The organism is Acinetobacter sp. YH12039, assembly GCF_013420015.1.
GTDB lineage: Bacteria > Pseudomonadota > Gammaproteobacteria > Pseudomonadales > Moraxellaceae > Acinetobacter > Acinetobacter amyesii.
Map to the genome: position 1 here is coordinate 22,888 of NZ_VOZA01000015.1, position 22,903 is coordinate 45,790.

Sequence of the window (22,903 nt, forward strand, 5' to 3'; positions counted from 1 at the left end):
GTCTATGATGTCAGTTACCTATGTACAGGCCTAAAAAAAGAGGAGCTAAGCTCCTCTTTATCCAACTATTTTTTTATTAGACTGCATGATGTGTATACCAATGTTCCGCGATATCACCACGGCGACAGATCCACACTTTTTCATGTGATTGCACATAATCTAAGAATCGTTGTAGTGCTTTAAAACGGCCTGGTCGCCCTAAAATACGACAATGCATCCCAATCGATAACATTTTTGGCGCGCTTTCACCTTCTTCATATAGCACATCAAAAGCATCTTTAAGATATTGATAAAATTGTTCACCACTGTTGAAACCACCCGGTGAACAAAACTTCATATCATTGCTTTCGAGTGTATAAGGAATAATTAAATGAGGACGGGTTTGACCATTTTCATTTGTCAAACGACTCCAAAAAGGTAAATCATCACCATAGTGATCACAGTCATATTTAATTTGCGGAAATTCAGCCAATAGCTGACGTGTGTTGGGACTGTCACGCCCTGTGTACCAACCAATAGGCGTCTTTCCAAATAATGCTTCAAGCACACTAATTGCCTGATCCATGTGCTGACGTTCCAACTCTATCGGCATATCCTGATAATGTAACCAGCGTTGACCATGTGAAACGACATCATAATTGGTTTGTTTGATCGCATCGACAATATAAGGATTGCGTGCTAAAGCCATACCAACGCCAAAGACCGTCATGGGTAAATCACGTTTTTTAAATTCTTCATGAATCCGCCAAAAACCGGCTCTGGAGCCATATTCATACATCGAGTCCATCGACATATGTTTGGCAGGAAAACTGGCCGCTCCAATAATATCGGATAAGAATTGTTCTGATCCTGCATCCCCATGTTCGATGTGGTTTTCTCCACCTTCTTCATAGTTCAACACGAACTGCACTGCGATACGTGCCTGATTAGGCCATACGACTTGAGGTACATCGCCATGATATCCAATTAGGTCTCTGGAATAATCCTGTTGTTGGATCTGGTCAATTAAGTCTTGTCCACGTAAGTAGCCTGTAGTCACTTCAACTTCCTAATTTGTTATATCAAACAGTAAAAAATTAGGTAGAAACAAGCAAATTATGCGCCAATGTCGTAGACGGCTAAATAGCTTTTCATATCAATGACCATTGCCTTTTTTTAAAATATTGAATGGTTGCCCTGAATCATCTGCAATGATTGAAATTTGCCAAATTTCATCTATTTCTGGAAAATTCTGATGCAGTTGATCAATGAAATAGTAATAACCCGGTGTATTTTCGGCAATATAAATGATTGTATTTGAACACAATATATAGAGTTGAATCTCATCAATGGTTCCAAGATCTTGGCGTACGACATCTATACTTTGAATATCTTTCCATAATATAGTTTTAGTGCTTATTTCAGGCCCAGTTATAGTGTATGTGAAACCATCATTTAAATATTCAAAATCACCTTTCTCCTGTCTTAGAATTTCAAATTCGTTTGTTTTATTTTTTATATCTTGTTTTAAATCAATTGAATCTACAAACCAAATATGAGGATGACAAATTATTGCATTCCAAATAATAAAAATACAAAGTGTAATAAACCATATATTAGCTGTAATTACTATTGTAAGCACTGCCAATATAAATAAGATAAAACCCAAATTTATGTTTAAAAATAGTATAGTTGAAGTACTTATTGGCAACCGTAATTTCATTGGTAACTGCTTGAACAAAATATCATCATCATTCAATTTTTCGTTATATTTAAAGTAAAAACAAATTGCCAGTATTAAAAATGATATTAAGCCAATGAATGTAAAATGTTTTTCCCATATTTGCCAATTAGATAAAAAATATATAAAAATGACCATAAATATTGAAATTGAACAATACATCGTAAGTAAGGAATTTAAAAAAATATGCATTCTCATTGATTTTTTAATCTTGTAAATTTTTTAATGGTATAACTATACTTAAAAATACATAAATTTAAAGCATCATGATCAAATATCTTTGTAAAATCAAAACACTTAACTCTGAAAATTAATTTATATTCATAAGTCATTTTTCACTCAGTTCCAAATAAAAGATTCAAACAATAAGATTGGCTTGCAATTGATTAATCCACGCTTTGGAGAATGGCTTTGTTGCACAAAGATTGGAAATGCAAAACGCCCCTAATTGAGCCAAATTTAAGGCGTAACTTGGGTAAGTGGTCGACCTAATTCCGTAAATCTGTTGAGGACTGCTACACGTGTATGTATCTCATTCACTTGGCTATCAAAACTCCTTGTATTGAGTTTATCTCCTAATAATTTAATGCAGTACATCTTAGTTTCAACCAAACTTCGCCGATGATAGCCTGACCATTTTTTCCATAGTGTCCTGCCTAAACGTGTAACTGTTCGAAGTAATTCATTTCGCTCTAGCGAGCTACTCTTTATATCTTTCCATGGTTTCGCATTTTTTCTAGGTGGAATCACCGCATGCGCTTGCCGATCTGCAATGACCTGACGGCATTGCTTGGTGTCATAAGCTCCATCGGTATAAACAGAGTCAATCTGCTCATCTTGTGGAATCTGATCGAGTAAATCACCAAGCACTTGTGAATCACTCACATTATTTGTAGTGAGTTGAATGGCGCGTATTTGAAGGGTTTCAGCATCTATACCAATATGAAGTTTACGCCATTGGCGACGATATTCAGGTCCATGTTTCTTGCGCTTCCATTCGCCCTCACCTAGAAACTTCATGCCTGTAGAGTCTATGAGTAGATGCAGCCCATCGCTACTTTTTTGGTAGCTGATTACAATATCAATATGTTTTTGTCTTCTGCAAAGCGTACTGTAATCTGGTGCGGTCCAATTTAATCCACAAAGTTTAATCAGACTTTGCACAAAGCCAGTGACCATACGTAAAGATAGACGGAATAAGGATTTAATCATTAAGCAGCATTGGATAGCTGCGTCGGAGTAGGTTTGATTTCGCCCTTGTTTGCCTTTTGATGGAGCATACCATTGCGTAGCAGGATCAAACCAAATGGCAATATTTCCGCGACTCATGAGTGCTCGGTTATATGCGGGCCAATTGGTTGTGCGGTAGATTTTGTGTGTAAGCTTCTTCATTTGAAAATTATATCGCTGAAAAAGCCTTTACAGATAGGTTTGTGCAACAAAGCCCAATAGAGCCATAAACGAGCAAAACTCTACAAAATATTAAAAAAAATATTTACTCATAATTTTTAAATTTTACTCTTCACTCAACAATGCAATATATTGAAAATAAATAAATTACAAAAATATAGATAAACCTAATATAATATTCATAAACTTCACTTTCTTTTTTTATCTTCCCGATCAACAAATAACTCCCATTATAAATTAGATCAACAAAGATAATAAAAAAAACTACTGCACCAATAAAACTCCAGAAACCTACCCCAAAAAAGTAATACTTTATTAAAAAAATCAAAAACTCAATAATAAAAAAAATAGCTATAATTAGCCTTTTATAATCGTGATAAACTCTAATTACAAATTTATCCATTATTATTCCTTTTTAAACTATCGATCCATCTCATTACGAACTGCATCATTACTTTACCTCTTCAGTAGACATCAATTATTTAATACACATCACGGCGGTAACGACCTGCTTTACGCAGTGTATGCAGTTGTTCAATGCCCAGTATCTCTTGCAAAGTGGCATCTAGCGCTTTAGCCATATTCAAACTGCCGCAGATATAGAGACAAGCCCCTTGCTCTAGCCAATCAATCAATTCAGCTTTTTTTACAACTAGGACATCTTGCACATACTTTTCAGCAAATCCATCACGAGAAAATACCCGATCGATTTCTGAAATTTTACCTTGGTTTTGTAATTCATGCAGTTCATCAGCAAAAATTGCATCGAAAGCTTGTTGACGTTCACCATAAATAAACCAGTTTTGATAGTGCACCGTTGCGACGCGTTGCCTTAGATGTGAAAGCAAACTCGCCATTCCTGAGCCATTGCAAATCAAAATCGCAGAGTGAACGCCTTCTGCTAAGTGAAAATTTGGATTCGCACGAATACAGGTATGAATATATTGACCAAATTTTAAATCTTGTGTTAATAAACCAGAACCTAAACCTAGTTCATCGCCATGCTGCTCTTGACGTACGACGAGCTCTAAATCTTTTTAATTAAATAGAGTTTGATAATTTCACGCTTATACTAAACGACTGAATAAAGACTATAATAAAAATTAAAAATTCATTCGCCATTTGCGAAATCTTCGAGCAATCATGTCCAAAAATCTTGCAACGCTGATTGGATTCAGTGCAATCTTACAATGGTCTTCTATTGTTGGTTTACTTAAGAAAATTAGTTTCAGTATTAGCCCTGATCTTGCTGTGCTCTTTATGTATACCTTGAGCGCAATTATTCTATTGCTCTTATTTAAAATTCCAAACCTTAAACTGGTTCCGCGCCAATTTTTGATATACGCCACCCTTTTATTTGTGATTTATGAGTTGTGTTTTTCGTATGCCATTGCTTTGGCTCAAACTGCTCAACAAGCGATTGAAATCAGTTTAGTCAATTATTTATGGCCGAGTCTGACAATTGCCGCGTTAATTTTATTTAAAGAATTAAAATTTAACTTTTTCGTAATCATTGGTTTAGTCATTAGTTTGGGTGGCATCATTTTGATCCAAACGGGTAATGGAAGTTTTAACTGGTCTACAGTCTTTACGAACATTCAGTCTAATCCATTAAGCTATTTTCTTGCTTTTATGGGAGCGAGTTTATGGTCACTCTACTGTGTGATTACACGTAAATACAGTCTTGGACATAACCCTATTTCATTCTTTTTCGTCGTGATCACGATTATGCTATGGCTAAAAATGTTGATATTTCACGGTATTCCGCGAATGCCTGCCGTAGACTTACATACCGGTATGTATATGTTGACCGTGTCCATTGTAACCGCTTTGGGTTATGCAGCGTGGAATGTAGGTATTATTAAAGGCAATATTACGATATTGGTGACTTTATCGTATTTTAGTCCGATTTTTTCTTCGGTTATTTCAATGTTTATATTACAGACACCACTGAGTTTAAGTTTTTGGCATGGTGCCATTTTAGTGACATTCGGTTCGCTGGTATGTTGGATTTCAACCAGCTGGCCACAAATAAAAGCCAAATTAATGCAATTGCGCCATGAATAATATGAAGCAGTCACTTGGCTCATTTATCTTAAACTGAATAACAAAACCGCGATTAGGCACAGCATATGAAGTAACTGTGTTGGTGCAAAATATAGAAAATATTTCCAGCCACCTGTGAGAAATGCATTCACACATTTTGAAATTGCATGGGCTGATAATCCAATCACCACAGCATAAACCAGTGTCAAATTATCGATATTACCTTGCATCACAACGGTTGCCATAGCTGCATGGACTTCAAAGAGTGATGCTAATAATGTCCCTAAAATTAATCCTTTATCACCTAAAGCGAGATTTAATCCATACACAAGTGCTTGGATCAAAGTGAGCGTGATGGCAATGATTGCCGCCTGTTTTAAGCTAAACATTCGACTATCGGTATTTTCTAACGGCGCTGGTTCATTCGCTTCTACACAAAGTTTTTCGGGTTCTGTCTCTTTATTATGCTGAACTTGAGATGAGCCATAAATCAGATATAGCGCAGCAAGGACCAATATCAAGATGCCGACGATACTTGGTATAACTAATATTTTAAACCATGCAAAACTCACCCCAAGGACGATGATCAAGAGTTGAACCAATGTCGCAACACATGAAAAAAGTCCTGCCCCTGCATTACTTTTGGCACTGGCTTTTCCTGCTCGTACTTCCATGCCTAAGCTTGCGATTGTTGCTGTGCTCGACACAAAACCTGATGCCAAGGCCGATAAGATAATCGCTTTATCAGAAGATAGAAGCCGCTTGGCGATGTGCGCTAATGACTGCACCACCAAGATCAATATCAGTAATTTTAAAATCACATAGGGATTTAATACTGAACCCCAATAGGCTTGATTTGGAGTTAAAGGTAAGGCAATTAGGATCAATGCCAGTAAAAAGACCCCATCTCTTAACTCATAGTCTTTGATCCAATGTGCTGCAAAATGATGTAAGCCTTTTTTTCCAAATAATATGAGGGTCAGCACCACAGCCAAACACGCAGCCAATGGAATATTAAAAACACAAGCGGCGCCGATTAAATAAGTCATGACAAAAGCAAGTTCAGTGGTTGTTCCAATATCTTGTTTTTGTTGGCTTAATCCATAATAGCTAAACATACTGACGACAATTGCACCGAGCACACCAACAGCTAAATGGATTAAAAAACACAGTGCTCCTAACAATGCACAAATGGTAAATGAGCGTAAACCGGCAAAGCTCTGTTCACTGTCTAAATTGTTGTTACGTTGACGCTCCAAACCGATGAGCAATCCACAGCCTAAAGCCGAAGCTAAAATCGTTAACAATGCGGGGAAGGATAATGTTTGTATGAGTATTTCCAAATTTAAGCCCTCCCATCAAAACATTGATTATTTTGGTAATATAAATAAAAAAAATTAACGCTAAAATTCGAAAAATAAATATATAAATTGGACAAATTGAGCATTTTCAATCATGTTCAAAGTTTAATCATCTTTTAAATCATAAACAATTCCATGATAAATATCTTAGTAAACATTAATTTTTCTCATATTTTAATTAAAAATATATTCGAAAAACTGACTTAAATTCGGCCTTTATTTGCCTTCATGACTGTTTAAAGCACAGATTAAGCCCAAATCACCATAATGGCCGCAATCACCACAAGGGCTAATCCCCAATGATCGGTTCTTGCGAGTTTTTCCTTAAAGAAATATGCAGAGATTAAGAGGCTAAATAAGATTTCGATTTGACCTAGGGTTTTGACAATCGCAACCGTTTGCATGCTCATAGCAGTAAACCAGCCCAATGACGCTAGAAAGCTACAGACACTAACGCGAAAGGTCATACCGACTCTCTCCCACATGGCAATGAGCGTTTTGCGGCTAAATAGACTGAGGTACAGCAGCATAATCACACATTGAAAGCCAATTACACTCAACAACACCCACGCCGCACGATGCAAAGTCGGTAAATCACTTAGCTCTAAACTGGCTTCACGAACCAATAAAGAGGTAATAGCAAAACTTAATCCACTCCCTACACCAATGCATAACGTTGGCAGAGATAATTTTTGTCGTTGAGAACCTTTGCTTAAAAGAAAAACGGCAACACCACCAACCAAAACACCAATCCAACCAAATAAAGTTAAATGTTCACTTAAGAAAATCACCCCAACAATGGCCGCAAATATGGCTTCACTTTTCGCTAAACCGACGCCGATGGCATAATTCTTTTGTTTAAAAAGCAAGACCATTAAAATCGTCGCTAAAATTTGACTTAGTCCTGCAATCACCACATAGACCCAAAACATAGGTATAAATGTGGTTACCTGACTCACAGGCTGTTGTTGGTACAGTACAAATAAATAAATGCAGGCAAATGGGAGTCCAAAAATAAACCGAGCAAGGGTGACACCATACACATCAACAGTGGTACTGAGTTGCTTTTGAAATGCATTGCGCCATGACTGCATAAAAGCAGCCATTAAAGTGAATAAGATCCAAACTGGAAACATAAGAAAGGTGGTTTAACGGTGGATGCCTCATCAATTTACGCTTTTATTGAATTGAATGCGACCCAACACGGCTAGATTATTCATTGAACTTGGTTATGGATTCGTTGAAAAAAATTTATTTAAAAACCTGATATTAAGAACTTGGTATGTATCGAAAGGGAAGTTTTTATAAAAAAACGCAAAGGCATGTCACCTTTGCGTTTTGCTCTTTACCAATATAGTTAGTAACTTACATTAAGTTAGCTTTCTAGTAATACAGCACCAAATTGCTCACGTAGATCTTTTTTCAGCATTTTACCTGTTCCACTCAAAGGAATAGCATCCACGAAAATCACTTTATCAGGTACCTGCCATTTAGCAACTTTATCTGCATAATAATCCAAAATTTCTGTATCAGATAAATCGACATCTGGCTTTTTAATCGCAATCAATACAGGACGCTCATCCCATTTCGGATGGGTCGCTGCAATCACTGCCGCCATTGCAATTTTAGGATGTCCCATAGCTAAATTTTCTAACTCAACAGAAGAAATCCATTCACCGCCCGATTTAATCAAATCTTTTGAACGGTCACTAATTTTTAAGAAACCGTCTTCGTTAAGAGTTGCAATATCCCCTGTATCAAACCAACCATCTGAGGTTAATGCAGACTCTGTTTTGCCAAAGTAATTGCCAATAATCCAATGCCCTTGGATCTGTAAATTACCCGTCGTTTCGCCATCACGTGCAACTTCGTGTGTACCGTTTTCTTCATCGGTAATACGTAAATCGACCCCAAATGGCGGACGACCTTGTGACAATCGTACTTGTAATTGTTCTTCTTCAGATAATAACAAATGTTTGGCTTTAAACTGGTTTGAAGAACCTAATGGACTGGTTTCGGTCATTCCCCAAGCATGAATCGTTTCACAGTTAAATTGTTCTTTAAATACTTTTAACATCGCAGGTGGGCAAGCAGATCCACCAACTACATTACGCACTAAACTCTGGAGCTGACTACCCGCTTGCTGCGCAGCATTAATTAAACCTTGCCAAATCGTTGGAACGCCCAATGCAACAGATACTTTATAGTCATCAATCATTTGCGTTAGGCTCGCACCATCTAAACCTGGGCCTGGCAGCACTAAAGTACATCCCACCATTGCCGCAGCATATGGCGTACCCCATGCATTGACATGGAACATCGGCACAACAGGCATCATAATATCTCGCGCTGAGATATTTAATGAATCCGGCATACAAATCGCATAACTGTGTAAGACTGTTGAACGATGGCTATACAACACGCCTTTTGGATTGCCTGTGGTACCCGAGGTATAACATAAAGAACTAGCCGATAATTCATCTAATTCTGGCCATGTATAGTCTGCAGATTGTCCCGCGATAAGTTCATCATAAAATTTAACATCTGGCACCGCTTCGACAATTGCTGCATCCGGTGCATCTAAACAAATAAAATGTTCAACAGATTTTAATAGTGGTTTTACTGCTTTGATTAACGGCAAAAAGGTTTTATCAAATAACATGACGCGGTCTGCGGCATCATTGATGATAAAAATTAATTGTTCAGGAAATAAACGTGGATTAATGGTGTGACATACATAACCACTACCTGAAATAGCGTACCAAGACTCTAAGTGACGATGGTTATTCCAAGCGATGGTCGCAACACGATCCCCTAAATTTAAACCGAGTGATGCAAGAACATTGGCAAATCGTTTTGAATTTTTATGGACTTCACCCCAAGTGGTTTCCGTAATCGTCGAGTCTGTATTTTTTGAAATGACTAAACTATCCGCATGATAGCGACCCGCATGTTCAATCATGCTACTAATCAAAAGCGGTTTAAACATCATATTACCAAGCATTCTTTGCTCCCACATTCATCCATATTGAGTTGTTGTTTTTCCGCACTGTCCTGCAGATTTTTTAAAACTTTGCACCATGTCAAAAGTGATTATTCTTTATCGACAAGGTTAAAGCAGTAGATATGAAACACATATCCAAAACTGATTCTTATGTTTTAACCTTAATTGATTTTAGAATCCACTGTTTTATTGCTCAAAATATGAATGCTTTAGTGGTATATAATGCAAAAATTAATAGCATCATCCCAATTCAAAATATGTTCCTATTTTGTTTCCGCTCTGTTGCTTTAAAAAATGTCGATTTCAGTTATCAAATAATTGACTGAGTCAATTAGCATAAAAAAACCCAGTCTAGATACACTGGGTTCGACGCATTAGCCGTTGTAGTTAAGTTGAAATAGTTACAGCACTTCAAACTCAATACGACGGTTTTTCTTACGGCCTTCAGGCGTAGCATTGTCTGCTACAGGCTTATTTGAGCCCATCCCTTCAGTACTTAAGTTCGCCGCCGCAATATTCTTTGAAATCAGGTAGTTTTTAACTGTATTAGCACGATCTTGGCTTAAACTTAAGTTTTTCTCAGGATTCCCTGAGCTGTCTGTGTGACCAATAATTCGTACTTTTTTCCCACCGACGCGATTCAGTGCGATAACCATTTCATCTAAGATCTGTACCCCAGATGGTGCTAAAATCGCGCTTCCAGATTCAAATTCAATAATACGATTACGTAAAGCCGCATCAATAATGGCCTGTTCAGCCTGATTGACAGAAAGCTGTGCATTGAAACGAAAAGGTGCTGTGACCAAAGACTGAAACTTGGTGGTCGTGGGTTGGATATCATCTTGATTTGACATCTTTCCACTTAAATCGACTTGCGTTCCGCGTACAGAGAGTTTCCCCTGTTTTACTTTCTTTAAGTCATCATTAATCATCTGGCTTACGCTATTGCCCCAACCATTGGGTGCAGTAACCGCTCGAACCTGAATTTTATCAACCACATTTGCCTGACCATAAGTCAAATAGGCTTTATTTAATATTTCTTGCTTGGTTGCTTCATTCGGTACAGCGCCTTCAATCACAATAGGCTCTGCCCAGAGCAAAGCCGAACAGCCTAAAATGCACACACTCGCAAGAAATTTGGGCAACATTGGTAAGATTCTTTGCATCATTATTCTTCTATAAAAGTCTGTCTAAAAAGTTTAATGCCATGAATAAGGCTGATCTGACGCTCACTCAAAGACTGTTCCAAAACGGCTAAGCCTGCATTTTGTTCAAGATAAGGATCAATCCAACTGGCATCGATCAGGGAAACCCAATGATCACTTTGCATATTTTGGGTAAAAACATCATTGAGTGCAGTAATATCAGCACCTTGAAAACCAAATAGTAAAACAGGTGAATCACTGTGTAGGATGCCAATGAGTAACTCAGCATCTTGGTTTTCGACAAAACGACTAATTAAATTGACCCAAAAAGCCGCGATTTCATAGCAGTAACTAATATTATTGATCGGTAAGATCAACACTTTATTCAACCGAGACGTACCCTGATGAATAATCGGTTGTAGCAGCAAACCGAGACCAATCATGCTTTGCGCCAACTGATAAGGCGTAAAATTCAATAAACGTGCAAATGAATGCAACGTATGGTGCTCATAAAAAGAAGAGGTTTCCTCTGTTCCGAACACTTGGATTTCGTTATTCAGTTTGCCTAATTTATCGAGCAAAATATCGGGATCGCGAATAGAACGCATCACTCGGTTACGCTGATATAAGTCAATCAAAGTCTGTTTATAACGATATGGTGCATACAAAATATTATCGAAAGGATCATCGATTTCTAGCAGATGAGCCAGCACCATTGGAAATTGACGCTTTGAACTGTCTTCACTACTAATCAAATTGGCAACCAAAAAACGCTTATCTTTTGGACTGGCAATAAAGAAATCTAATGAAGGCAGTGAGTTATACGCTGCATTAAAATTGTCTGAACGCATAGCGAACTCAAGCGCCTCCGTGATCCACTGATCAATTAACTGAATCAGTGAATATTGTTCACGGCTCTTTAAGAAGTCACCACGAGCTGGACATTTTCCATAATACAGCGGTGTCGTTCTCACTTCATACATCGTCACACTCCTTGTTCTTTTGCACGAATGCCACCGCTCTCATTTTTAAATTCATCATCATGGTGTTGCTGTTCCTTGTACAACACTCATCGGTGAAGTCGCGGGCGGCGCTGCAGGCGCTTGTCCTGCTGGCATCGTTTGCGCTGCTACGACACGAACACCTTTATTCGTCACCACTTGATCAACAAGAGTCATACCTGAATAGCCTGAACCTGTAGTTGGGCCAGATGCGTTACCACTGATTAAACGGAAGTTCACTTTTACAAACACTTTTGGATTTTGTTTGCTACGCCACACCATTTCAAATGAATTACCATTTTGTGTACGCTGAGCGCCTTCAACCAATCGGTTAATACCATATTCACCCGGCTCATCAAAAATGGTATGAGTTTGACCATCTAAGTCAATCGCGGTAATTCGTGCACCCGGAATTGCCCCTTTATTTGGCCATACGAAGTTCACCCATTGCTGAACACCATTTTCATACACCATACGTTGACCATCAATATCAATGGTATATGAAAGTAACTGTGTGTTTTCTAATGGGAAGAACTGGAAGTTCGATTGATTAGTTGCTGCAGGTGCTACTTGACTCAATTCCCCTGTAGCAACGCCATTACTTGGCGCTACATAGCGTTGGAAATTTGCCACAAATTGTGGATTTAAACCAATACCCAAATCTTTCCATGTTTTCGTGGTTAAGGTATAGCCACGACGAATCACCAATGGATCTAAATATTCTTTTACAAAGCGCGCGATACTTCCGTTTTCACCAAAAATTTGGCTAATTTCATTACTGGTCGCTTGTAAAGTGGCATTACTGTTAAATGGATATTTAGGTGCAAGATTGGTTGTAAAAGGTTGATACGCCTGCATTGCCCACAACTTATTAATTTCGTTTTGAGCTGGGATCAGTAATACTTCAAATGACTGGGTCACTGGCTGCATAAAGAGTTTTTGAATCAACTGCTGCTCTAATTCATTCAGACCCACAGACATTTTTTCATCCACAAATTTTTGCGTGCTATTAAAGACAGAGCTTTGATCATTGATGGTTTGTTTCACCAATGTCATGCTTGCAGGCCCCATATCACCGCCACTCTTCAAGTCATTGAACTTACTACGTACTTGACTCAAAGACAGCATGTATTCATCTAAAATAGATTTGTTTTGCTGATCATCACGCTTACGAACCAATTGATAGAACACATCAAATTCTTTTGCAATAACACCTTGACCGGCTTTTGAAGCCACTTGCTGTGCCTGCTGCGCATCATCACGGCTAAGGACTTTACGTTTAAACCACGCAATAAAGCCTTTCTGAGGTGCAGCCAGTTCTGCTTGAACAATTGGATTATCCCAACTGGTTTCTTTCGCAATACGGTCAACCACTTTACGAATTGGCGAATTTTCAGGTTCACCTAAAATATCGATAAAACGTGACTGCTGAGCGACATCTGCGCCTTTGCCATAATGCACAGCATTTAAGAATTTACGCCATTCAGCGATATATTCCTGCTTATAAAGTTCGGTTAACTGTTTACTGATCTGATCTGGACTGCCACTAAATGTCAGGTCATCAGAACGATTGGTATTGAGTACCCAATCTTGAGTATCCGTCGGATTATTCGCTGCTTGGTTAATCGCATCTTTTACATAATCATTCCATGCTTGGTAAGTAAAGATACCCGGCAAGGCATAACTACCCAACATGCTATTTTGGCCTGTTTCACCTAAAATTTGCTTCACAGTTACTGCTGGGAAACGTACTGAACCACGCATTTTAATTTCATTATAAACGCGGTCGCGTGCAGGAATACCCATGGTAACAGCCGTCAATAATTGACGTGTTTGATCAACCAATAAAGGATCAGATTCCATTTGCGGGAACGCAGGATCAGCAGCTAAAGTCATCGCATAAGATAAAACTTGTTCTGCTTTTTGAATCATTTCCCCACGTGGCATTTGACCACGATTTGAATCTAACCATGAACGCCAGAAACGAGTAACTTGGTCACTCAAATGGCTCGATTCCATATATTTATGATTGCTCATCATCAAATACGCCTTCAGTGCATTGTAGGCATCCTGAGGGTTAGTATCTGATGGTTCTAAATAGGGCTGATTTGATTTCACAGCTTGAGTGATTTGCACATTGACGTGATTTTCTTTCAACGTCGCTTCATTGGCTTTGACACGTTGTAAGTACTGCGCCATATTTTGCTGAGATGGTGCCAATACAATTTGTTGAATACCACGTAAATACTCAACTTTGAGTTTTTCACGGATTTTATTCCCTTGGTATAAACCAAAACTATATTTCAATGGACGATCTTCATCAAAATGATCGAGCTGCTGTAAATGTCCTTGTAATATCAGCAATGCATCCAATTGAGTCGAAAGCTCACTTCCGCTACGGCTTTCCATTTGTACAACTTTGTCTAGGTCTGCCTGAACTTCCGCCACGAGTTGTTGGTTATTACGATACGACCAAACCCATAACCCAAGCACCACAGCAACCAATAACAATGCAGCAATAAATGCCATAAAGCGCTGACGTTTACGTGCAGGATTGATATGTTGTTTAACTAGATTTTTATCTTTTAAAATGACGGTTGAAAAGAGTCCTTTTAAGAAATAACCATGGTCTTGCGAAACAGAATTTGTCGGAATGCCAAACTCACTATCCGTACTTTTCACCAAATGAAAGTCTTCAGCGATTTGCTCGGTCATTGGACTTTCAATCACACCTTCTTGTAACGCACTGGTGAAATAGAACCCACGGAATACCGGTTTAAACTGATAAGGGTTGTCTTGAAACAACGTACCAATAAAAGTTTTTAACACTGGCTTTAAACTTTTAAACTCAAGTGGAAATGTCATTACACTTGGAGAAATATTTTGCGAATGACGACGACTCAAGTGTGTCGTACTGACGCTCTTCAAACCATCGTATAAAATTGAATAATGCTTTTCGAACATCTCAACGGCATGCTCAGATGAGTCTGGATCATAAGGCAGTGTTGCACCCCAAACTTGATCAAATTCATCTTTATCATAACAATCAAAAAATTCTGTAAAGCCAGCAATCAAATCCATTTTTGAAAAAACGATATACACTGGCGCAAAAATTTCTAAACGTTCCGTCAAATCCTGTATACGTGCGCGTAAGTTTTTGGCTAATTTGATTGATTTTTCAGGACTTTGACTAACAAGCTCCGCCACAGAAACAATCACGATTAAACCGTTAATTGGTGCTTTAGAACGGTTTTTCTTGAGAATATTTAAGAAACCTAACCATTCTGAATGGTCTTCGGCATAAACAGAATATCGACCTGCGGTATCGAGTAACACACCATCTGTAGAGAAAAACCAATCGCAGTTACGAGTACCACTTAGACCTGCCGACACCATTTTCTGATGAGTTTCTTCAAATGGAAATCTAAGACCAGAATTATAAATCGCTGAACTTTTACCCGCTGCTGGGTTACCAATCACCATGTACCAAGGTAATTCATATAGGGCTGCATTACCCTTTTTGTCGCCGAGTTTTGATTTACGGATAAGTTGAATCGAGTCTTTCATTTGCTGATTGATCAGCGCAAGTTCTTCTTTATTTTTTTGTTTACCGTATTCAGCTTCATTATCCTTGGCAATCGCCTCAGCAAGTTCCTCGCCTTGCTTTTTATGACGATAATGCTGTACTAATTCATATATACCCCACAGAATTAATCCGAGAATATAAACAGCAACCACAATGTAAAAAGTCTTTTGCGGAATCGAATTATGCATGGCAACAATGGCCACAAAAAATGACAAAGCCACCATCGCTTTAGGATTGGTGACGTACTGCCAAACATAACCGAGGATCGTATAAAATAGTGTGTTCACAATGTTCTCAATTTCGTCTTAATTCTAATTAAACAGTTTCTTGTTCAAGTTCATCTTCTACTGAAAATGCTTGAATAAAAGCAAATGTCGATTCTTGGTCTGTGCTATAAATCATGGCAGTTAACTCTTCTGGCAAGTGCATACCCAACATGAATCCAAAAATTTTTGCCAATTGCTGGGTATTTCCAAGATTCTGTTTTGTATATAAAAAATGATAGGTTTCAATCGCGGTTTCATTAAATTTATACTGTAATTTTTTCACCACTTTTATATCTGTAGCATCATCTAACATCAATAAAAAGGGTTGTTCTTGATCATACTGATCTAAATTATTCAGTGCTTGAAGCTCTAAATGACGTTTCAACTCAGGCTCATGTGCCACCACTTGTAGCACTTTATTTGGAATTAAGCCTCGAACTTGAACGTCTGAAGCAGCCAAACACCAACTCGATGTAAACTCTGCAGCAATGTATTTTTCTTGTAGCCACATCTTTTCATCAATCCATTCTTGATCGATTTCAGAGTCAGCATTGAGAATCAAACTGACTTCAGACTTTTGTTTTGAAATCATTTCTAAAATGCTTAACCATTCTGAATAAGCGACTTGAGTGCCGATAAAATGTGGCTCGATATGAATTTGTTCAGGAATGATCGAAAACCCGTCGGAAAGATACTGCTGAATAATCTGAGCATAATCATCACTCCATTGATGAATCAAATTATCAGCAAGCAAAATATGGACATTTAAACGGTTTAGACGTGAAACTTGCTGTGCAGTGTTCGCCAAATGTTCTGGATGTTCATCTTGCGTATAATCTGGGTCCACCCAACCCGGATGCATACGGTACTGATATGCCAATTCACTATCATAAAAGAGTGCAGATTGCTTCAGATGCTCAGCGATTAAAAATAGACTTTCTACGTGTTGCTCTAGTTGTTGCTGAATAAGTGACTGGATTCGTTTTTCACGCATGGTGATGGCACTAAATTCATCATCTGCTTCTTCACTAGTAAGTTCATCTAAATCTTTGATTCGAAATGAAAGAACAGGCAAACCGTATGCATTGAATAATTTATCATCAAGTTCAGGACTTTTGAATTGTTGAATATCTTGGATAATTTGTTCATTTTCACCAAAACTATGCCAAGCCGCTGAAGAATAAACATTTAAACGAAATTGCTGTACATCGACAGGCTTCGGTTTTGCTTGTTCAATGGCCTCAAGTTGTTGTTGCTCAGCTTGTTCCTCGGCACGTTTTTCAGCTTCAAGCTTTTTTTCTTTTTGATGTTGAATGCTCTTATAAATCAAATAAGGCGACAAAATAATCGCACATAATGCGACAGGAAGAAGTAGAAAATAGGTGACCAGATCCAAAGCCGTCGGGTCATAGCCTGTATCTCGCCAGTAAAAAATCACGAAAGCAGTACACAAAACAAAAAGCGTACTAAAGGTTCCAATTATTAATTTCAGCATTATTATGAATTCCCCATTAAGGCATAACAGGTTTCTGTATTATCGACCTGTTTATTCGGCTGTAAAAATGCTCCCTGAGCTAAACCAATTCCGCTCAAAGAATTTAAACACACCGGTTTTATTTCTTCTTTTTGTAAAATTAAGCGCACATCCACCATTAATGTTGGACTGCACCAAGTTTGAATCATTTGTTTTAATTTTTGGCTGTGTGACTGATTCGGTAAAAATGTTAAATAATCTTCATGGTTTAAAGGTCCAATCACGATTTCAATTTTTTCGTCAATCTGTTGAATCTTTTCACCACAAAAAGTATTCAGCCCCAATAAGCTCGGCTGAGATCCACCTAAACATGTTCTCTGATCTTCTTCAAATACAAAAGTTTCAGGGATAAATTCTCGAATATCAAATTTCTGCTTAAAGATACAATTCAGCATGGTTTTTAATGCATAAGCTGTATTGTTTTGCCCCTGCATTAAACCTGAGAATTCAGCAAAATAATCATCTAAATCTGGCTGATCATGCTGGCTACTGATATAACCATTTAATGCATGTAAAATATCAAGATAGTGATTATCCTGCTCGATTTCATAACGAATAGGTAAATGATAATTTAAACTGGCATCAACATAATGTGCTGTTAATTTATGATTAAACAGCCCTAAAAACTTTTGTGTTTCGTGTCGCTGATGTCGCCCGCTGAACTTAATCTTATTGGTATAGCTATAAGGTAATGCACCTTGAATACCCGTTAAACCCACCATTAAATTTGTCAGTTCAACTTTCTCATCGTTGAACTCTAAACTTTCAATTTCAGTGTTCGGGAAGTTCAGATTAAGTGAACTATTAAACTCAAAGTCATTGGCCCAATGGACTTGAGCTGCTCCATAAGGTGCATGTCTTAACAAACGAGTAGCTTGAACAAACTCGTAGGCTTTCGGTTCTTGGAAAAGTCCGTCAATTACAGAGCTTTCTTGCCACCAACGTTCTGCACGCATTGGTATAACTCCTGTTGACTATTTGCATCAAAAACCGAGACATCGACAAAGCTGTTCATATTGACTTTTAAATTAAAGATATGTGCCAGTAATTGACTAAATATATACAGGCTATGTCCTCTAAATATATCCGCATCGATATCGAGCTGTACTTTTAAACCTCTGACAAATAAGGGAAACGGTTTACTATCCACAAGTTTCTGCGTGGTAGAAAACTGAATATTTTTTATGGAGTCGATAATAATTTGGTTTTCTTTCGATTTAGGTAAATTATACAATTCCAAAAGTTCTTTAATATGAGAGACCGCATCGCCTTTCATTAAAGACATATTATTCAAAGATAAATGTGAAATGACCCGCCACTGTTCTTGTTTATTTTGCTCAAAATAATACGGTAACGACGGTCGTTTGAGCATCAGAGCACGACGTGCCAAATTACTATCATTCAGAGTTAATGCATTTTGATCTTTATTATAACTTTCGTAAGGTAACTCACGATTACTACATAGTAGTTCAGTACTAATAAAATCGGACTGAGTGCTATGTGGGTCTAAAGCACGAGATATGATTGAATAGTTTAATTCCTGATGTTTATTCTTCATCTGCTGCGGATTTAAACTATAAAAAAACTGGACTTTATCCTGATGATAATGACTCATTGCAAAAAAAGGCAGTACCGGATAATACACTTCATCTTGGTTACTTTTTTCACGCACCATATTCATTTTTAAAATGCTATAGGCTTGAAAATATTCAGGATGGTGTGCATCTGTCACCAATGGATATTCCATTCGCTTATGATTAATCTTTTGCGGCTCTGCTTGTTTATTGAAAAGATTAACAATTGGTGTAGCAAACAATTTAAAATTTGCAGCATTTAATTCAGAATAATTTCGAATCGCTGCTTGATCATTTAAATTGAGTTTAAAGTGCATTTGAACATCAAATTCACTATGTTCTAAACTTAAAAACTTAATGAAATCTAAATTTAGATTTAACAAATTGAATTTTTCAGGAACACAAAAATATTCCATCAGTAAACGATATGCATGATGCGTATGTTGATCGATAGGTAGAACACTTTGAACTTCTTCAAAGCCCATAATTTCAAATGGATTGGCAATATCAAAAATGTGCTGCCCTACACGAATCGAAAAACTTGTAGTGGATTTAAAAATACTATCCAAAACCTGCAAAGGAAAATTAGAAATAGCGTCTAAAAAGATCGGCAAAGTTTCATTTTTGAGTAAAGCGTGCTTATTCGAAAAAATTTCAAATCCTAAGCTCAATGTGGCATTTTGATTTAAATGCATATGTGCCGATGGATGAGTTTTGAAATTGAGCTGTTTTAATTGAATCGGTAATAATGTGACTTCTTGTACCGTCTGATATTCACATTGAACACCGCGCGTACTTTTGGCTTTTAGACTGGTCGCCTTTGGAATAACGTGTCGATCTGTTAATTGCTTAATTTTATTTATATCTTCGAAGCTCACCACAGAACATGCAGGAAATGGTTTTAAATATTGAGGAAACATCACCTCAAAAATTGAACGGGTAAAAACGTCATAACTATCTGCAAGTTTTTTGTCAATCCGTGCAGAAATTAGAGAAAATGCTTGAATTAAACGCTCAATATGCGGGTCATCTATTTGTTCTTGGTTTAAAGACAAACGCTGGGCGATTTTGGGGTATTTACTGGCAAACTCACGGGACTGTTGTCCAAATTCCTGTAGTTGTTTTTCGTAATACGGTAACAGCTCTTCAATCACAGATAACCCACTTCATTAAGCTCTTGGAGAAATAACATATTGTTGTGTTGTTGGTTTTAATAAGGCATCAAAAATAACTGGTTCGTATAAAGGATGAATATTTAAATATGCCTGAATACTTAAACATAGTGCCCCCATATTATGGCCATCCATGAGCATTTCGACTCGAATCTGTTTTAAACGCGGTTCATGTGCAGCAATCGATTGCTCAATTGACTGGCAAATTTTGTCGCGATCCGATGGATTTGCTGTCGATAAGCCCACAAAATCGATAATGCCAAATTGCAAAATAGACTTTTTTGCTAATGGAAAGTCATCAATCAGTTCATCTAATTTTGCCACACGACTATTGAGGAGATCCTCTAAATCGGAAGCAACAGATTCACGAAGTTCTTGCAAAGACAGACCTTGAGTCTGCTGAGCATCAGCTGGTAATAAGCGGTCAAATAAAGTCGTTCTAAAACCATAAGGATAAAGCTGATCGAGATTCATATCTTCTTATAAATATTTAAAAAAATGAAAATAGAGGCTACCCAAGTTAGCCTCTATCTGAATCCATCTATTACGCTGCGTATGAAGCAGTGTTGTTAGATAATGACCACTTCTTAGTAACAGCACCTTTCGCAGTACCGTTAATATCTTGTTGGTTATATGTCCACTCTACTGCAGCATATTTCAAACCAAATGATTCGTGTGGAACACCTTCATCATTTACAGTTGGAGTCACGCTAGAAACCAACACATGTTTCAGTTTGATTTGAAGATATTTGATACGTTTGTCGCCATTCGCACGGTAGAAATCAATTTGAACTTCATCAAATGTATAACCTGCTGAACACGCTTCCCAAAGTTTAGGGCTTGTCGCATCTAAATCTTTAACAAAAACCATATCAGAATGTTCTACACGTTCTGCAGTGTGGCCACCCACACTTGAAGAAGTCGCAGATTTAGGTTGACGGATGTTATGCGTCCAAGAGTTTACTTCTAACCAACTCTTGTGCTCTGCATCACGAGATTCGCCGTCTACTTTGTACTTACCACGAAATTGAATGTATATATCTTTCATTGTTCTGAATACCTATTTATTTAAAGTTATTATAGTGTTGACCCAAAATTAATTTGAGGACTGAGGTAACTCGGTCACAAGTCGTAATGAAACAGACAACTCATCCAACTGGAAATGTGGTCTTAAGAAAACCACAGATTTGTAGTGACCAGGCAAAGCTGGATTTTCTACAACTTTTACAGAAGCTTCACGCAATGGATACTGAGCTTTAGCTTCTTGAGATGCACCATCATCGAGTAATACATATTGCGACAACCATTCATTTAAGAAAGTCTCAACATTACCCGCTGATGCAAAACTACCCACTTTGTCACGCATCATTGCTTTTAAATAATGTGCAATACGTGAAACTGCCATGATGTATTGGATCTGGCTAGACAATGCAGAGTTTGCATTAGCTGTATCGCTGTCATATTTTTTAGGTTTTTGCGTCGATTGCGCACCGAAAAATGCTGCATAATCCGTATTTTTGCAGTGTACCAACGGAATAAAACCAAGGTCACTCAGTTCTTTTTCACGACGGTCGGTAATTGCAATTTCAGTTGGGCACTTAAAGACCACTTCGCCATCATTGGTTTTGAATGTATGGACAGGCAAGCCTTCAACTAAACCACCACCTTCTACACCACGAATCGCAGCACACCAACCGTGCATATCAAATGCATTGGTTAAACGCGTACCAAAGGCATAAGCCGCGTTCATCCATAAATATTCATTATGGTTTTCACCTGAAACTTCTTCGACGAAATTAAATCCTTCAGTGGCAATGCCTTCTTTTGGATCATATGGCAAACGACCCAATACACGTGGCATTGTCAATGCAACATAACGTGCATCATCACTTTCACGGAATGAACGCCATTGTACATATTCAGCGGTTTCAAAGATTTTCGACACATCGCGTGGACGATCAATATCTGTAAAAGATTCTAGACCCAACATATTCGGGCTTGCTGCCGAAATAAACGGTGCATGTGCAGCCGCCGCGACATGTGAAATTTGCTCAAGCAAATACATGTCAGAAGGTGTACGGTCAAACTCAAAATCACCAATCAATGTTGCATAAGGCGCACCACCGAACGATCCATATTCTTCTTCATAGATTTTTTTGAACAATGTGCTTTGGTCAAAATCGGTCGCACCTTGGAAATCTTTAATCAATTCTTTTTTCGTCGTATTTAACATACGAATTTTTGTTAAAGAGTTTGAAGGCGTTTCTTGGCAGAAATAATACAAACCGCGCCATGTCGATTCAATTTTTTGAAATTCAGCATGGTGCATGATTTTACTTAACTGAGATGAAATCAACGCATCAATTTCAGCAATACGCTTATCAATTGATAAAGTCATATTGTCCGAAACGGTGATGGTACCTGCCATGACTTCTTTGGCAAGTTCACCAATCAAACTTTTTGCACGATCATGTTCTTGATCTGTACGCGCGATACGACTTTGTTCGACAATTGAATCTAAAAGTGAATATTCTTCGGTTGCTTCAAGGTTTGCAGCAGTTGCAGTATTAAAATTACTCATTTTCTGCCTCCACGCTCAACTTACGAATTTGATCAGTGTTATGTAACACTTCATCCAGTAAATCTTCTAAGCGTTCATTATTTGAAATTTTATTACGCAAGTCAGACAGACGCTCACGTGCAGCAACTAACTTTTGTAATGGATCAACCTGTTGTACAACTTGCTCTGGAGTGAAATCGGCCATGCTCTTAAATGTAAGATCTACCGACATTTTTCCACCGTCTTCAGTCAAGGTATTCTCAACTTGAAAATTAGCACGTGGCGCTAAAGACTCCATTACCTCATCAATATTATCTAAATCAACATTAATGAATTTCTTGTCTTTTAATTTGGTTTTCTCTACTTCAGATGCCGCTGAGAAATCACCTAACACCCCTACAACGAATGGTAATTCTTTAATTTCTTTACCGTCGCCAACTTCAACATCGTAAGTCAATTGAACACGAGGAGGACGAATTCGTTGAAGTTTTTTCTGTACACTTTCACGTTTTGCCATGAGTGCT

General features: G+C 37.8%; 18 protein-coding genes. 1 reads left to right on the plus strand and 17 read right to left on the minus strand.

Features of this window, described 5'->3' with window-relative positions; all coding sequences use genetic code 11:
- Window positions 1-76: 76 nt before the first annotated feature.
- The 4 genes from puuE to FTT98_RS08475 all read right to left on the minus strand — a co-directional run bounded on the left by puuE (window position 77) and on the right by FTT98_RS08475 (window position 4,008).
- The gene (gene puuE / locus FTT98_RS08460) at window positions 77-1,039 is read right to left on the minus strand and encodes an allantoinase PuuE (RefSeq protein ID WP_180177253.1); all 963 of its coding nucleotides are present in this window, start codon (window positions 1,037-1,039) and stop codon (window positions 77-79) included.
- A 96-nt stretch (window positions 1,040-1,135) separates the two neighbouring features.
- Window positions 1,136-1,702: a hypothetical protein gene (locus FTT98_RS08465; protein ID WP_180177254.1), complete on the minus strand. Its 567-nt coding sequence runs from the start codon at window positions 1,700-1,702 to the stop codon at window positions 1,136-1,138.
- A 477-nt stretch (window positions 1,703-2,179) separates the two neighbouring features.
- A complete protein-coding gene (locus FTT98_RS08470) occupies window positions 2,180-3,112 on the minus strand; it encodes an IS5 family transposase (protein WP_180177255.1) in 933 nt (310 codons plus the stop codon).
- Between the two features lie 500 nt (window positions 3,113-3,612).
- Entirely contained in the window at window positions 3,613-4,008 is a 396-nt protein-coding gene (locus FTT98_RS08475) for a hypothetical protein (RefSeq protein WP_257230195.1), read from the minus strand.
- A 265-nt stretch (window positions 4,009-4,273) separates the two neighbouring features.
- Here FTT98_RS08475 and yddG point away from each other — a divergent pair, with 265 nt between their 5' ends.
- Window positions 4,274-5,197, plus strand: a complete 924-nt coding sequence (gene yddG, locus FTT98_RS08480; RefSeq protein ID WP_180177257.1) for an aromatic amino acid DMT transporter YddG — start codon at window positions 4,274-4,276, stop codon at window positions 5,195-5,197.
- A 23-nt stretch (window positions 5,198-5,220) separates the two neighbouring features.
- On the opposite strand, the gene FTT98_RS08485 is transcribed toward yddG, so the two are convergent.
- The 13 genes from FTT98_RS08485 to tssB form a co-directional block, all read right to left on the minus strand.
- Entirely contained in the window at window positions 5,221-6,519 is a 1,299-nt protein-coding gene (locus FTT98_RS08485; RefSeq protein ID WP_180170519.1) for an MgtC/SapB family protein, read from the minus strand.
- 266 nt (window positions 6,520-6,785) lie between these two features.
- Window positions 6,786-7,673 carry a DMT family transporter gene (locus FTT98_RS08490; RefSeq protein ID WP_180177258.1) on the minus strand — a complete coding sequence of 296 codons (888 nt, stop codon included), beginning with the start codon at window positions 7,671-7,673 and terminating at the stop codon, window positions 6,786-6,788.
- Between the two features lie 239 nt (window positions 7,674-7,912).
- Complete coding sequence (locus FTT98_RS08495; RefSeq protein WP_180177259.1) at window positions 7,913-9,541, minus strand: long-chain-fatty-acid--CoA ligase; 1,629 nt, start codon at window positions 9,539-9,541, stop codon at window positions 7,913-7,915.
- 401 nt (window positions 9,542-9,942) lie between these two features.
- Window positions 9,943-10,689 carry an OmpA family protein gene (locus FTT98_RS08500; RefSeq protein WP_257230200.1) on the minus strand — a complete coding sequence of 249 codons (747 nt, stop codon included), beginning with the start codon at window positions 10,687-10,689 and terminating at the stop codon, window positions 9,943-9,945.
- Window positions 10,690-10,709: 20 nt separating this feature from the next.
- Window positions 10,710-11,669 carry a type VI secretion system-associated protein TagF gene (gene tagF, locus FTT98_RS08505; protein ID WP_168379476.1) on the minus strand — a complete coding sequence of 320 codons (960 nt, stop codon included), beginning with the start codon at window positions 11,667-11,669 and terminating at the stop codon, window positions 10,710-10,712.
- Window positions 11,670-11,726: 57 nt separating this feature from the next.
- Window positions 11,727-15,560, minus strand: coding sequence for a type VI secretion system membrane subunit TssM (gene tssM, locus FTT98_RS08510; RefSeq protein WP_180177261.1), 3,834 nt, complete (start codon window positions 15,558-15,560; stop codon window positions 11,727-11,729).
- A 28-nt stretch (window positions 15,561-15,588) separates the two neighbouring features.
- The gene (locus FTT98_RS08515) at window positions 15,589-17,034 is read right to left on the minus strand and encodes a hypothetical protein (RefSeq protein ID WP_180177262.1); all 1,446 of its coding nucleotides are present in this window, start codon (window positions 17,032-17,034) and stop codon (window positions 15,589-15,591) included.
- A gap of 2 nt (window positions 17,035-17,036) precedes the next feature.
- Window positions 17,037-18,029, minus strand: a complete 993-nt coding sequence (gene tssG / locus FTT98_RS08520; protein WP_180177263.1) for a type VI secretion system baseplate subunit TssG — start codon at window positions 18,027-18,029, stop codon at window positions 17,037-17,039.
- Window positions 17,993-19,801: a type VI secretion system baseplate subunit TssF gene (gene tssF / locus FTT98_RS08525; protein ID WP_180008117.1), complete on the minus strand. Its 1,809-nt coding sequence runs from the start codon at window positions 19,799-19,801 to the stop codon at window positions 17,993-17,995. Before tssF ends, tssG begins: the two co-directional genes overlap by 37 nt.
- A gap of 15 nt (window positions 19,802-19,816) precedes the next feature.
- On the minus strand, window positions 19,817-20,293 hold the full coding sequence (gene tssE / locus FTT98_RS08530) for a type VI secretion system baseplate subunit TssE (RefSeq protein WP_078190770.1): 477 nt from the start codon (window positions 20,291-20,293) through the stop codon (window positions 19,817-19,819).
- A 70-nt stretch (window positions 20,294-20,363) separates the two neighbouring features.
- On the minus strand, window positions 20,364-20,867 hold the full coding sequence (locus tag FTT98_RS08535) for a type VI secretion system tube protein Hcp (RefSeq protein WP_078190771.1): 504 nt from the start codon (window positions 20,865-20,867) through the stop codon (window positions 20,364-20,366).
- A 48-nt stretch (window positions 20,868-20,915) separates the two neighbouring features.
- On the minus strand, window positions 20,916-22,400 hold the full coding sequence (tssC, locus tag FTT98_RS08540) for a type VI secretion system contractile sheath large subunit (protein ID WP_168379480.1): 1,485 nt from the start codon (window positions 22,398-22,400) through the stop codon (window positions 20,916-20,918).
- A complete protein-coding gene (gene tssB / locus FTT98_RS08545; protein WP_078193364.1) occupies window positions 22,393-22,896 on the minus strand; it encodes a type VI secretion system contractile sheath small subunit in 504 nt (167 codons plus the stop codon). Before tssB ends, tssC begins: the two co-directional genes overlap by 8 nt.
- Between the last annotated feature and the right edge of the window lie 7 nt (window positions 22,897-22,903).

What these genes read in the sequence shown, in the direction of transcription:
- tssB (WP_078193364.1), bottom strand. Translation starts at nt 22,896, where the DNA reads ATGGCAAAACGTGAAAGTGTACAGAAAAAACTTCAACGAATTCGTCCT.
- tssE (WP_078190770.1), bottom strand. Translation starts at nt 20,293, where the DNA reads ATGAATCTCGATCAGCTTTATCCTTATGGTTTTAGAACGACTTTATTT.
- yddG (WP_180177257.1), top strand. Translation starts at nt 4,274, where the DNA reads ATGTCCAAAAATCTTGCAACGCTGATTGGATTCAGTGCAATCTTACAA.
- FTT98_RS08470 (WP_180177255.1), bottom strand. Translation starts at nt 3,112, where the DNA reads ATGAAGAAGCTTACACACAAAATCTACCGCACAACCAATTGGCCCGCA.
- FTT98_RS08535 (WP_078190771.1), bottom strand. Translation starts at nt 20,867, where the DNA reads ATGAAAGATATATACATTCAATTTCGTGGTAAGTACAAAGTAGACGGC.
- FTT98_RS08465 (WP_180177254.1), bottom strand. Translation starts at nt 1,702, where the DNA reads ATGAAATTACGGTTGCCAATAAGTACTTCAACTATACTATTTTTAAAC.
- FTT98_RS08490 (WP_180177258.1), bottom strand. Translation starts at nt 7,673, where the DNA reads ATGTTTCCAGTTTGGATCTTATTCACTTTAATGGCTGCTTTTATGCAG.
- tssC (WP_168379480.1), bottom strand. Translation starts at nt 22,400, where the DNA reads ATGAGTAATTTTAATACTGCAACTGCTGCAAACCTTGAAGCAACCGAA.
- FTT98_RS08495 (WP_180177259.1), bottom strand. Translation starts at nt 9,541, where the DNA reads ATGCTTGGTAATATGATGTTTAAACCGCTTTTGATTAGTAGCATGATT.
- tagF (WP_168379476.1), bottom strand. Translation starts at nt 11,669, where the DNA reads ATGTATGAAGTGAGAACGACACCGCTGTATTATGGAAAATGTCCAGCT.
- FTT98_RS08500 (WP_257230200.1), bottom strand. Translation starts at nt 10,689, where the DNA reads ATGTTGCCCAAATTTCTTGCGAGTGTGTGCATTTTAGGCTGTTCGGCT.
- FTT98_RS08515 (WP_180177262.1), bottom strand. Translation starts at nt 17,034, where the DNA reads ATGCTGAAATTAATAATTGGAACCTTTAGTACGCTTTTTGTTTTGTGT.
- tssG (WP_180177263.1), bottom strand. Translation starts at nt 18,029, where the DNA reads ATGCGTGCAGAACGTTGGTGGCAAGAAAGCTCTGTAATTGACGGACTT.